Origin of the sequence: Sneathiella sp., assembly GCF_036960985.1 — a bacterium.
Classification (GTDB): Bacteria; Pseudomonadota; Alphaproteobacteria; order Sneathiellales; family Sneathiellaceae; genus Sneathiella.
This window is the reverse complement of record NZ_JBALWD010000033.1, coordinates 11,637-23,764: the sequence shown is the minus strand read 5'-3', so window position 1 is coordinate 23,764 and position 12,128 is coordinate 11,637. Positions and strand designations below refer to the sequence as shown.

Sequence of the window (12,128 nt, the reverse complement as noted above, 5' to 3'; positions counted from 1 at the left end):
CAATTAATTCCCAGGTAAACAATCTGTGCTTTCCTTGTTTCCGCTCGTCACTTTCATCATTTTCAATTATAAAAAAAGATAGTTAATATCTGGTAACTTTAATAACCCCATACTTGAGGTTCCTAAAATGAGTATCCTAAACCGTCTCTTTACTTTTGGAATTTTGGCAGTGCTGTTGGCATCTTGTACGTCTGGTGGCGGAACGAGTAACCCTTTGGTCCGTCCATTTGAATGGTTTTCATATGCTAATGGGGACGATATTCGCAAAACTTGTGAACCTGGAACGGTCTCGCGCTATCGGATAATTTACAACGGTCTTTATGACGAACAAGTCAGGACCTATAATATTTCGCAATGGCCCGGCGCCAAAGAAGCTGAACAGATTACGCGTGTTTTCAAAGGCGGGATTAGTACGGACTGGTCCATAAGCTCTGCCGGCCTGGATATTGCTGGCACGCATACCAGTAAAAAAAATATAAGCTTGAAGGACCTTGTTGCAATCGAGCAGGCGCTGATCGCAGAAGGGTTTGAGAAGCCGGCGATCAAAGGACAGGTTCTGCATTCCGATGAGTTTTACTGGATCGCTATGGTTTGTCGAGATGGCGTCTTTAAATATTATGCTTGGACGGATAGGAATGCAGATATAGCTAAGTTGCCGTTTAGTGAGGTACTGTCGAAAGGCGATGAGACGGGAATTGCCTTTTTGGAGCCTTATGTGCCTATTCAATATAGCCGAAACTCGCGCTACTACAGCGGACGCGGGCGGGGTGGCAGCACGTATTTCACTATGCAAATAGGGGACAACGGACTGAATTTGTAGATATCCTATGGGGTGATTAGGGTGTGAGTTTTTTGTTGCAAGGCAATATTAATTTTCAAAAATTTCTATGGATAATAGAAAAGTATCATTCAGAATAACGGCTTATGTAAAAATAATTATTTTTGTGCACTGCACAATAAATCATTGACATTGACTTCTCTAATATTATATAAGGTTCACATTGTTGCAGTGCAGCAAAAATTATTTGGGACGTTAATCTGAAAGGTTAATTCAATGACTACGAAGAAAACGACTACTAAAACGACAATTGATCCAACTGAAGTAACAAAAGAAATTGAAGATATGGTGGCAACTGGCCGTAAGACTCTTCAAGATGCCTTTGTTACTGGTGCAGAGACAGCTGAAAAAGCATTCAAGTCAAACACAGAAACTTTTAAAGCCAATTACGAAAAAGCACTTGCTGAAAGCAAGTCTGGTTTTGAAAAAGCTGTTAAAACTTTCGAAGGTTCTCAGTTCTACGACAAAGACAATTCTGAAGCATTCGTAAAAGCTGGCAACTCTGCTGTTGAGAAAAGCGAAAAACTCAGTGCAGCTCTGCTCGACTTTGGCACAGACCGCTTACAGGAAGTCTTCAACGTAACGCGCACAATTGCTGAGACTGAAGATGTTACTAAAGTTGTTGAAATCCAATCTGAATTTGCACGGACTTCTGTTCAGACATATGTCACAGAAATCAGCAAATTGAATGCAATGATAGTGGAAGCAACAAAATCAATGGTTGAGCCATTTGGCGCTCAATATGCTGCGAACTTGGACGTGTTTTCTAAACAGGCCTAATACGCGCAACTCAGTAAAGCTTCCCAAGAAGGCTCGGACTTAGGTCCGGGCCTTTTTTGTGTTCTGCGTCAACAAAATGATAAAATTGTAGAAATTTTGCATCTCAGTAAGAATTTTTTTTGAAATTCCTGATAAGGTATATACTTAAGTAACTAGGGTGCGAATTTTGACCCACCAATTTTTGGTGATGCAGGATAGGAGTTTTTGGTTCGTTGAAGATTTTGATGAGTAACGACGACAAAAAAGATGGCGACAAAGGTGGTACGGGGATTGGGGTCGTTACAAAAACGAAACCCCAAACGAAAAAGCCATCCTTATGGCGTGTCGTTTTGCTAAATGACGACTACACACCCATGGAATTTGTAGTTTACGTTTTGCAAAAATTCTTCAATATGGATGAGCAGGCGGCCGTTCAGGTCATGTTACATGTTCATCAGAAAGGTGTCGGAAACTGCGGCGTGTTTCCTTACGAGGTCGCAGAATCAAAAGTATCCCAAGTTATAGATCACGCTCGTGAGAACCAGCATCCCTTGCAATGTACAATGGAGAAAGAATAGTGCCCGGATTTTCTAACTCGCTTGAAGAAACATTACACCGTGCCATGGCCCTTGCGACAGCTCGCCGTCATGAGTTCGCAATGCTTGAGCATTTGTTGCATTCCCTGACTGAAGATCAGGATGCTGCTGCGGTCATGCGTGCCTGTAACGTCGATTTGGACCAACTGCGCTCGGACCTTGATACTTTCATTACCGATGAACTTGATGATCTGGTGATGGACGGCTTCGTTGAGGCGCGGCCGACCTTGAGTTTCCAGCGGGTCGTTCAAAGGGCATTGATTAATGTCGAAAGCTCTGGTCGTGAAGAAGTAACAGGCGCCAATGTTTTGGTCGCAATCTTTTCGGAACGTGAAAGCCATGCCGCGTATTTTCTGCAGAAGCAGGAAATGACGCGTCTCGATGCGATCAGCTATATCAGCCACGGCGTCGCGAAATCGCCGGGTAAGGAAACGTCACGGGTTATTCGTGGGACCGACGGTGAGTTTAATGCCGAACAGGAAGTGCCTGGCGATGAAGAAGAAAAACCCGAGGTACTGGAAGCCCTTGATGCCTATTGCGTCAATCTCAATGAAAAAGCAGCAGAAGGTAAAATTGATCCGTTGATTGGACGGGCCGATGAAGTCGAGCGGACTATCCAGATTTTATGTCGACGTTCTAAAAACAACCCGCTTTATGTGGGAGATCCAGGTGTCGGTAAAACGGCGATTGCTGAGGGTCTGGCACGGAGAATTGTTCATGGCGATGTTCCCAGCGTGCTTTTACCAGCGGTAATCTATTCGCTGGATATGGGCTCACTGCTTGCAGGGACGCGGTATCGCGGCGATTTTGAAGAGCGCCTCAAAGCGGTCATTACCGAGTTACAAGGCCTTGATGACGCTGTGTTGTTTATCGACGAAATCCATACCATAGTTGGCGCCGGTGCGACCAGCGGTGGGGCCATGGATGCCTCTAATCTGCTGAAACCCGCGCTTGCCAGTGGAGATATTCGCTGCATTGGATCTACTACTTACAAGGAATTCCGCAGTCATTTCGAAAAAGATCGGGCGCTGTTGCGCCGGTTCCAAAAAATTGACGTGCGCGAACCCAGTGTTGAAGACAGTATCAAGATCTTGAAAGGCCTCAAACCGTATTTCGAGGAGTTTCACAGCATCCGCTATACGGCCGAAGCAATCCGGACAGCCGTAGAACTTTCCGCACGCTATATCAATGACAGGAAACTTCCTGATAAGGCGATCGACGTTATTGACGAAGTCGGCGCAGCCCAGATGTTGAAGCCGGAAGGCAAACGGAAAAAGACAATTGGTGTCAAAGACGTGGAGGCCGTTGTCGCGAAGATCGCGCGCATACCACCGAAATCAGTTTCCAAGGAAGATACAGAGAGCCTGCGAAAGTTGCATGTCGATCTTGAGCGGGTTGTCTTTGGACAAGATAAGGCTATTGAAGCGTTATCTGGATCGATCAAGCTGGCCCGTGCGGGTCTTCGGGAACCTGAGAAACCTATTGGCTCTTACTTGTTCTCCGGACCAACAGGCGTTGGTAAAACTGAAGTTGCCCGGCAGTTGGCGTCCATCATGGGACTCAATCTCGTGCGCTTTGACATGTCCGAATATATGGAACGTCATACGGTCAGTCGCCTGATTGGTGCACCTCCGGGCTATGTTGGGTTTGATCAGGGAGGGTTACTCACAGATGCCATCGACCAGCAACCGCATTCTGTTTTGCTGCTCGATGAAATTGAAAAGGCACATCCGGATCTGTTCAATATCTTGTTGCAAGTTATGGATCATGGCAAGCTTACGGATAACAACGGTAAACAGGTGGATTTCCGCAATGTGGTGTTAATCATGACAACCAATGCCGGAGCACAGGAAATGGCTAAGCAAGCCATTGGATTTGGCAGTGATGTTCGGATCGGTGAGGATGAAGAAGCCATCAAACGATTATTTACACCTGAATTCCGGAACCGATTGGATTCAATTATTCCGTTTGCACCTCTGCCGCCGGAAGTTGTCTCGCGGGTTGTCGAGAAATTTGTCCTGCAATTGGAAACGCAGCTTGAAGACCGCAACGTGACTATCTCTCTTTCTGATACGGCGGCAAGCTGGTTGGCGAAGGAAGGTTATGATGTCAATAACGGTGCACGGCCGCTGGGACGGGTTATTCAGGAAAAGATCAAAAAACCTCTTTCAGAAGAGTTGCTGTTTGGCAAACTTGCAAAAGGCGGCCATGTAACCGTCGGCATTAAAGCTGGTGAGCTGACCTTCAAGATTGAAAGCACTGAAGACCTCAATCGAAAAGACGAAGCGGACAAGCGCAAGAAGAAAAAGGGCCCGAGGAAGGACGTTGCGACGGCCGATAAATAGTCACCTTTAGAGACACATATTAAACCCTCTCTCGCCGTTGTGCAGGGAGGGTTTTTTTATTGTATACGCGTAGAAGGCGACCCTTCAATATCGGCGATCGCATTTCAGAGCTTTTGCAACGCAGATTGCTTGTCGGTGTTCGACGTTTCCAAACGCATAGCAAGATAAATTTCGCTACCCAATTTCTGGAAAGCAGATCAGAAGCCCGATCCGAATTTCCCTAAATTCGAAGATGCCACGGAAGGTGGCATAGCCGCGTGGTATACAATGCGGTTGACCGAAATTTGCACAAAAAAATTCATGGTTCTGATGTTTAAAAGTAAGGCGCTAGTCTTTAGAACTAAAATATTTTCGGAACAAACCTGGGCGTGGAGATTTTTCTTGCGCCGGTTTACCCTCTATCCATTTATGATGCATGCGTTTCCCAAAATCACTCAAACTTTGAAGACGAAGCCAATAGTCCAAGTAGTTACGAAATTCCCCGGAATCCGGTGGGAGAAGATAAGCAATTGGAATCTTACCGCCTAAATCCCTTGGGAGAACGGCTGTATAATCGTCATTTTGTGCGGACCAGGCACGCGCTTGTTCAAGTGTCCAAATCGCCGCGTCAATTTCCGGATGATTAGGTAATTCGCTGTAATTGGGCAGAACTTTTATTGTAGCTTTTGGAAATAGTCGGACTGCCATTTCCTTTAAGACCGGATCATCAAATATACCAATGATCAATTTACCTCGTTTTTCAATCTCGGCTCGATCAAGAAATTCCTCGGCGTTCTCCGCCTTTACGATAAGTGCGACCGCACTTTGATAGTAGGGTTGTGAAAAATCCAGATTACGGAGCCGATTATTGGTCACGTAAATACCCGAAGCGGCGATATCGAACCGGTGGCGTTTTAAATCGCCCTCAAGATTACCCCAGGAAAAAGGCACAAACGTTAGCTTCACACCCAAATCGCGGGCGAGCTGGTAGGCATAGGCAATATCGAAGCCCACAAGTTTATTCTGACTATTGCGGTAACTGAACGGAATAATGTCAGAATTGAAACCAACCCTAATTTCGCCTGACTTTTGTATTCTGTCTAGGGTTTTGCTATATGGCTTTTCGTCTTTGCTCTCTGATCCGCTTGGTTCTTCAATCGAAGCCCTGATGCCATTTGTTACCGCCTTTGATAATTCGAAAGTGAGATAAGTCGGCCGCTTCAAGCTGTCATACCGGTTTTCGAATGCGCGAATACCGTATGTCACCAGAGCTAAGATGCTGACGCTGACAAATAGGGCCACGGCCCCTTGTTTGATATTGAATTTCAATTTCCCGTAATAACGCAAAGTCACAAGGAACGTAATAAACGTAAATCCCATCACGGAGGCCAGAACCTGTCCGTATCGAGTGATGGTCATCATTTCAACATAAAGCGCGCTGGCTTCTGTTGGAAAAGTTAGCCAGTCCGCCAGAAAAGAGACCGCGTCAATCGACGTGCTCGGGGATCCGAAGCTTGAAAGTACGGTGACAAAAGGCAGGACAAATTGATCGTCCAGCGAAATTGGTGCCCGATAATAAAAGGCGGCAAAAAGTACGAAAAGCCAGATAAAAAAATTACCAAGCTGCGCGAGTGGATAACTCACCGCCAATGTCGTGCTGATAATTTCAGATCTGTTTTCATCTTCAATTTTTACTTGGTCCGCCAATTTTTCGGCGGCTTTTTGAATGAACGGTAATGCGGCGACGGACAATGATGTCACGACGGCAATAACAAACGCACTTCTAAGGTCAGATAAAATATCCTGGGTTTTTGCAGGGCACATTGCTGAAATTATCGCCGGTAAAACCCAGAAGGCGAGAATAAGCGTGCCCGCCAACACTGTGAGAAGATAGGTTGAAAGACTGGTTAACGTCTCCAGATTGAGAGTTCCGAAGGAATCTGCAAAAAGAGCAAATACAGCGAAAGGAGCAAGTGTTACAACCCATTCCCAAATGGTTATGCTGGCTTTTTTGATCAGATTGAGAACATCCAAAAAGGTTTCCTTTTTTTCGATACGCTGGATGGCGATGCCGTAAATGATCGAGAAAATAACGATGGCAGGTATATTGTTGTTTACTAAATCGAAAAAGGGATTGACCGGGATGAGCAAATCGAGAAGCGCATCCTTATTCTGGACGATTGTTGCATTCAGATAACTGGGTGTCGGCGCCTGTGTAATGGCCAAAGAAAGGATAAAAATTGTGAGGAGGGTGACAGCCCACAAAGAAAGATAAATGAACCAACTACAGCGAAATAATCGTAAGGCCGTCGTTGGCGCAAGGCTTCCTAACGCATGCAACAAAGAGCAAATAATATACGGGAAAACAACAATCTGCATCAGTTTTACATATGTTGAACCAACTGGCTTGAGAACCGATGCCTGTTCTCCAAACATGATGCCCGTAACAATTCCAAGCATGGCGCCACATAACACCCAAAGGGGTAAATGTTTGGAGTATGAAAGTTTTTTCGCCAGCATTGCAGAACTATGAGTGAAGTCATCATTGGCGTCAATCTTGATGCGGTAACTCTATCTACGCAGGAGATGCACTCATTCAGCTAGCTGAAATTTAAACAATATGCCTAGACACACCCGAAAATTGATGGTCCATAAGAGCTGCGCAGGTTTTATGGGAGTAGCCAAGTGAGCAACGATCAAATTATCCTTCATCACTATCCGCAATCTCCGGTTACGGAAAAAATACGAGTTGTCTTGGGCTTCAAGGGGTTAAGCTGGCAGTCCGTGATTATTCCAAGGTTGCCACCCAAACCAAACCTTATGCCCTTGACCGGTGGTTACCGCCTGACGCCGGTGATGCAGGTCGGGGCTGATATCTATTGTGATACCAGCTGTATCCTTCGCGAACTGGAGATCCGTTTTCCCGAACCAAGTTTATTTCCTAACCAAGACGAAGGAATGTCCTGGGGGTTAAGTAAGTGGACCGACGGGCCGTTGTTTCAAGATGTTGTAACCGTTGCTCTGGTGGAAATGAGCCCCAATATGCCTCCAGAATTTCTGGCCGATCGCGGTCCCCTGTATTTTGGGCCAGATTTTTCACTTGAAGATATTCGCGAAAAATACCTTGATTGTTTAGCCAATGTTCGCATCCAATTCGACTGGATTAATACCAATTTGAAAACAAATAGCTACCTGTCTGGATCAACGCCTGGATTGGCGGATGCACTTGCTTATTATCTTGTTTGGTTTCTGCGAGATCGCATGGCAGAAGGGGACGTGTTTCTGGGACAATTCGAACATTTGGTGCAATGGGAACAACGGATTAGATATATCGGCCATGGCCCGAATGAGGAAATGAGCGACGAAGAGGCTCTCCATATCGCCAAGGGATCGACACCACAAACCCCTTCTTTTATCGATCCCAACGATCCTCTGGGCTTGTCGCTTGGCATGAAGGTAAGCGTCGAGCCGGTCGGCGGAGGATCGGCTGTGACTGGAGATCTTCAGAAATTGACCTTGGAAAGGATATCTTTGCTCCGGGATGATCCGCAAGTCGGACAAGTTTGTGTGCATTTTCCGAGGCTCGGATATACGATCCGCGCGGTCTAGTTAAAACTTTGCGGGGCTGTTGCCAGACGGACAGCAGCCCACTCAATCTCTCGCCTTATATTTCTATTCATGATATAGAACATATCATGAACGAATTGCGGAAGAGGAAAATATGAAACCGAGAATAAGCATGGTATCGCTTGCCGTCGAAGATCTGGAGAGATCCATCAATTTCTATCGAGGCGGATTGGGATTGCCGATGATTGACTCGCCACCTACTGTCGCTTTTTTTGATTTGAATGGGACATGGTTGGGACTTTGCGGTCGCGCGGCATTGGCAGAGGATGCAACCTTGTCGCCTGAGGGGAGCGGTTATAGCGGTTTCAACTTCTGTCATAATGTACCAACAGAAGGGGAGGTCGACGTGATGATGGCGGAAGCTTTGGCGGCCGGAGCAACAGAAATAAAATCCCCGCAAAAAGCCCACTGGGGTGGTTATCATGGCTATTTTGCCGATCCTGACGGTCATCTTTGGGAAATTGCCTATAATCCGTATGGCTGGGTTGGGCCTAACGACGATTAACCTAAATTTCTCAAAATAGAACCTTGAAACGCTGAATTTAAAGATGTATATAATATGCATCTTTAAAGGAAAAGCCATGCGCCTGAATACTCAAACAGACTATGCCTTGCGGCTCTTAATGCATCTTGCGGTTAATCCGGGAACGCTCGTAACCATTGCGGAAGTTTCTGAGCATTACGGAATTTCCAAAAATCACTTGATGAAAATTGCTCAAACGCTGGGGCGCTTGGGTTATATCGACACAGTTCGTGGAAGAGCCGGTGGTTTACGATTGGGGTATCCCGCCGGGCGCATCAATGTCGGCACGATTGTTCGTCATATTGAAGGAGACTTTGCGCTTGTTGAATGCTTCGCGGGGCGCGACGGAACATGTCGCATAACCGCGGCTTGTAGATTGACATCCGTCTTGCGTCAGGCCGTCGAAGCTTTTCTCGACGTTCTTGATCAATACACGGTTGAAAATCTTGTTGCGGACAACTCACAACTTTGGAAACTACTTAAATCGGAGGCTGCGCAATGACCTTTGTTGTTCGAAGTGCGGAGGAACGTCGGCGCGAAATTCAAGAGGCGGCGGCACAAATGGGCATTGATGATGCCTACATATCAGAACTCGTTGAAACCTTTTATACGGCCGTTCGTGCAGATGAGCATATCGGCCCTATTTTTGCTGCGAAAATTGGCAATAACTGGACGCCTCATCTGGCGAAGATGAAAGATTTTTGGTCTTCGGTCGCAATGAATAGTGGTCGCTATAATGGGAAGCCGGTGGTTGTCCATAACAAACTGTCGAATAATGTCACACAGAATCACTTCCAGATATGGCTTGCATTGTTTCGCCATACACTCGAAGAAACAGCGCCGACGCCCGAAGTCGTTCCTTATTTTATGGAGCGCGCGGAACGTATCGCGGAAAGCCTGCAACTTTCCATGTTTGGGTATCCCGGCATAGAGAAGGAAGCAGGATAATGGCAGACCCTTTTCAACATCTCACGAAATACAGTGAAACACCAGTTTTTACGGAAAAGACAGTGCCAAATTCGCTGCAGGCCGCACACGAGACTAAACCGGGTGTATGGGGAAAATTATGTGTGTTGACGGGCGGGTTAAATTTCGTTCTAGAAGCGCCGGTGCCAGTTGCAACATCTCTCCAACCGGGAAATCACGCCATCATCGAACCGACTGTCCGCCATCATGTGCAAGTGACACAACCGGTCACCTTCAAAGTTGAATTCTATCGAGGTTAAAATGTTATCTGAGACTATAAATCGGCCAGATAAGGCTCACGCAACACCAGTCATAAACCGTCATGTCGACCCTATCACTTTTCGGGATCGGGTCGCTTTAGGTTTTGTGAAAATGCTTCGGTTTTTTGCGGACAGGTTTTTTGCAAAAAGATACGGTCATCGAGCCGTCGTTCTGGAAACTGTCGCGGCAGTACCGGGGATGGTTGGTGGGCTTTGGCAGCATTTATCAGCTTTGCGCCATATCCGCGATGATCAGGGTTGGATCAAGATTCTTTTGGATGAAGCGGAAAATGAACGCATGCATTTGATGACATTTGTTGAGATCGCTCAACCGAGCCGGACAGAACGTCTCGTTATCGTTCTGACGCAAATCATCTTTTATAATTTTTATTTCTTCTTGTATCTGTTGAGCCCGGCAACAGCGCATCGAGTTGTCGGCTATTTTGAGGAAGAAGCAGTCACAAGCTATACGCAGTACTTGGCGGAAATTGATGCGGGTCGGCAGGAAAATGTACCGGCGCCGCAAATTGCCATTGATTACTGGCAGTTACCTCAAGATGCGCGGTTGCGCGATGTCATTCTCGTTATCCGGGCCGACGAAGCCGAACACCGGGATGTTAATCACGGCTTCGTTGAAAAATTGCTCGCACGCCACCCGGACCACAATATAGCAGTTGATTAAAAGCCCTTGTCTTTGTCAGAATGGACGGCGCGTTATTTGTATTCGAGGGTTCCGTCTTCTAAATCAGCAGTTGGAATTTCATCTTTTTCAGAATAATAGTCTTGACTGAAGATCCATGGTTGCCGGTCGCCTTGTTTTGGCATGATATGCATATGGCGCATCAGGTAGCCGGCATTGAAGTTTTCTGGATCAACAAGTGGTAACTCAGGCATATCCTCATCTTCCTTGCGGAGACGGGGCGTGACCATTGTGACCCCTTTTTCGTCCATATGGTTCAATAGGCGCGCAACAAAATCAGCAACCAAGTTAGAGCGCATGGTCCAACTTGTCCGCAAATAGCCGAAGACCCAGGCCATATTGGGAATATCTGAAAACAGGATGCCGCGATGCGCCCAGCTTTTCGAGAAATCGAAATCTTCTCCATCGACGGAAAAAGCCACATCTCCCAGCGCATTCATGTTAAATCCGGTCGCAGTAATAATGATATCAGCTTCCAGTTCGTCGCCGGATTTCAGCAAAATTCCCTTTTCTGTGAAGGTGTCGATTTGATCGGTCACAACAGAGGCATCACCAGATTTTATGGCTCGGAATAAATCACCGTCCGGTACAAATGCCAACCGCTGTCGCCAAGGGCGGTAGCTCGGTGTAAAATGGGCTTCGACATCGAAATCTTCACCCAAATACTGCTTGGCGCCCGTGATCAGTTCGTTTCTTAGGGCATCTGAATCATTAAACGAGCGATGGGTAATCAATTTCTGATCGGAAAGGACTTTGCGTCGGGCGATTTCATGTGTCCATTCATCGGGCACCTCCAATTCCCTCAGCATATCGGCGACATCATTCCGGTTAGGCGCCGCAAAGAAGTAGGTAGGCGAGCGTTGCAGCATCGTAATATGTGCGCAGTCCTTCGCCATGGCTGGTATCAAAGTTGCCGCCGTAGCGCCTGAGCCAATAACAACAACTTTCTTGTCTTTGTAATTAAGTCCTTCAGGCCATGTTTGAGGGTGAATAATGTCGCCTTTAAAACGATCCATTCCCGGAAAATTTGGAGTATATCCCTCTGAGTGGCGATAATATCCCTGACACATCCATAGGAAATTACAGGTTAAATGCTGCACATCGCCGGTATCTTTGCAGAACAACTCAACCGTCCAGCATTTATTTTCGCTAGACCAGCTTGCTGTTTTTACTTCGCGCTGAAACTGGATATGGCGGCGTATGTCATTCTCATCCAGGCATTCATCGAGGTATTTTAGAATCTCTTCCGCTGTTGCTATGGGCGCACCAATCCACGGTTTCCATTTATAACCGAAAGTGAAAAGGTCGCTATCTGAGCGAATTCCCGGATACTTGTGGGTACTCCAGGTGCCGCCAAAGGTCTCCTGACTGTCCACAAGTGTGAAGGATTTTCCCGGGCAATCTTTTTGAAGATGATACGCGGCATCAATACCAGATATGCCTGCTCCAACAATCAACACATCGAAATGTTCGATAGCTTGGTCCGCGGTTTTGCTGATGTCTGTCGCGATATTCATCGTGTCCTCATAGTCGCC

General features: G+C 46.5%; 12 protein-coding genes. 10 read left to right on the top strand and 2 right to left on the bottom strand.

The annotated features are described in order from the left end of the window. The first annotated feature begins 127 nt into the window (after nt 1–127). The 4 genes from V7723_RS16110 to clpA all read left to right on the top strand — a co-directional run bounded on the left by V7723_RS16110 (nt 128) and on the right by clpA (nt 4,538). Nucleotides 128–820, top strand: a complete 693-nt coding sequence (locus V7723_RS16110; RefSeq protein ID WP_335685514.1) for a hypothetical protein — start codon at nt 128–130, stop codon at nt 818–820. A gap of 234 nt (nt 821–1,054) precedes the next feature. Then, nucleotides 1,055–1,618: a phasin family protein gene (locus tag V7723_RS16105; protein WP_335685513.1), complete on the top strand. Its 564-nt coding sequence runs from the start codon at nt 1,055–1,057 to the stop codon at nt 1,616–1,618. A 224-nt stretch (nt 1,619–1,842) separates the two neighbouring features. Next, nucleotides 1,843–2,175 (top strand): ATP-dependent Clp protease adapter ClpS, encoded by a 333-nt coding sequence (clpS, locus tag V7723_RS16100; protein ID WP_335685512.1) that lies wholly within the window; start codon nt 1,843–1,845, stop codon nt 2,173–2,175. Continuing rightward, the gene (gene clpA / locus V7723_RS16095; RefSeq protein ID WP_335685511.1) at nt 2,175–4,538 is read left to right on the top strand and encodes an ATP-dependent Clp protease ATP-binding subunit ClpA; all 2,364 of its coding nucleotides are present in this window, start codon (nt 2,175–2,177) and stop codon (nt 4,536–4,538) included. Before clpS ends, clpA begins: the two co-directional genes overlap by 1 nt. Before the next feature lie 327 nt (nt 4,539–4,865). Here the strand turns inward: clpA and V7723_RS16090 are convergent, their stop codons facing one another. Beyond that, a complete protein-coding gene (locus V7723_RS16090; protein ID WP_335685510.1) occupies nt 4,866–7,037 on the bottom strand; it encodes a cation:dicarboxylate symporter family transporter in 2,172 nt (723 codons plus the stop codon). 165 nt (nt 7,038–7,202) lie between these two features. Between V7723_RS16090 and V7723_RS16085 the strand changes: the two genes are divergently transcribed. From V7723_RS16085 to V7723_RS16060, 6 genes are all read left to right on the top strand, one after another. After that, nucleotides 7,203–8,126: a glutathione S-transferase family protein gene (locus V7723_RS16085; protein WP_335685509.1), complete on the top strand. Its 924-nt coding sequence runs from the start codon at nt 7,203–7,205 to the stop codon at nt 8,124–8,126. 112 nt (nt 8,127–8,238) lie between these two features. Continuing rightward, nucleotides 8,239–8,649, top strand: a complete 411-nt coding sequence (locus V7723_RS16080; RefSeq protein ID WP_335685508.1) for a VOC family protein — start codon at nt 8,239–8,241, stop codon at nt 8,647–8,649. 76 nt (nt 8,650–8,725) lie between these two features. After that, nucleotides 8,726–9,169 (top strand): Rrf2 family transcriptional regulator, encoded by a 444-nt coding sequence (locus V7723_RS16075; RefSeq protein WP_335685507.1) that lies wholly within the window; start codon nt 8,726–8,728, stop codon nt 9,167–9,169. Continuing rightward, nucleotides 9,166–9,615 carry a group III truncated hemoglobin gene (locus V7723_RS16070; RefSeq protein WP_335685506.1) on the top strand — a complete coding sequence of 150 codons (450 nt, stop codon included), beginning with the start codon at nt 9,166–9,168 and terminating at the stop codon, nt 9,613–9,615. Before V7723_RS16075 ends, V7723_RS16070 begins: the two co-directional genes overlap by 4 nt. Beyond that, entirely contained in the window at nt 9,615–9,893 is a 279-nt protein-coding gene (locus V7723_RS16065; RefSeq protein ID WP_335685505.1) for a DUF1971 domain-containing protein, read from the top strand. Before V7723_RS16070 ends, V7723_RS16065 begins: the two co-directional genes overlap by 1 nt. A 1-nt stretch (nt 9,894) precedes the next feature. Beyond that, nucleotides 9,895–10,575: an alternative oxidase gene (locus V7723_RS16060; protein WP_335685504.1), complete on the top strand. Its 681-nt coding sequence runs from the start codon at nt 9,895–9,897 to the stop codon at nt 10,573–10,575. A 32-nt stretch (nt 10,576–10,607) separates the two neighbouring features. Here V7723_RS16060 and V7723_RS16055 read toward each other — a convergent pair whose 3' ends face one another. After that, the gene (locus V7723_RS16055) at nt 10,608–12,110 is read right to left on the bottom strand and encodes a flavin-containing monooxygenase (RefSeq protein WP_335685503.1); all 1,503 of its coding nucleotides are present in this window, start codon (nt 12,108–12,110) and stop codon (nt 10,608–10,610) included. Between the last annotated feature and the right edge of the window lie 18 nt (nt 12,111–12,128).

Excerpts from the sequence above, each read along its gene's own strand:
- V7723_RS16075 (WP_335685507.1), top strand. The coding sequence starts at position 8,726 with ATGCGCCTGAATACTCAAACAGACTATGCCTTGCGGCTCTTAATGCAT.
- clpS (WP_335685512.1), top strand. The coding sequence starts at position 1,843 with ATGAGTAACGACGACAAAAAAGATGGCGACAAAGGTGGTACGGGGATT.
- V7723_RS16055 (WP_335685503.1), bottom strand. The coding sequence starts at position 12,110 with ATGAATATCGCGACAGACATCAGCAAAACCGCGGACCAAGCTATCGAA.
- V7723_RS16110 (WP_335685514.1), top strand. The coding sequence starts at position 128 with ATGAGTATCCTAAACCGTCTCTTTACTTTTGGAATTTTGGCAGTGCTG.
- V7723_RS16090 (WP_335685510.1), bottom strand. The coding sequence starts at position 7,037 with ATGCTGGCGAAAAAACTTTCATACTCCAAACATTTACCCCTTTGGGTG.
- V7723_RS16070 (WP_335685506.1), top strand. The coding sequence starts at position 9,166 with ATGACCTTTGTTGTTCGAAGTGCGGAGGAACGTCGGCGCGAAATTCAA.
- V7723_RS16060 (WP_335685504.1), top strand. The coding sequence starts at position 9,895 with ATGTTATCTGAGACTATAAATCGGCCAGATAAGGCTCACGCAACACCA.
- V7723_RS16080 (WP_335685508.1), top strand. The coding sequence starts at position 8,239 with ATGAAACCGAGAATAAGCATGGTATCGCTTGCCGTCGAAGATCTGGAG.
- V7723_RS16065 (WP_335685505.1), top strand. The coding sequence starts at position 9,615 with ATGGCAGACCCTTTTCAACATCTCACGAAATACAGTGAAACACCAGTT.
- V7723_RS16105 (WP_335685513.1), top strand. The coding sequence starts at position 1,055 with ATGACTACGAAGAAAACGACTACTAAAACGACAATTGATCCAACTGAA.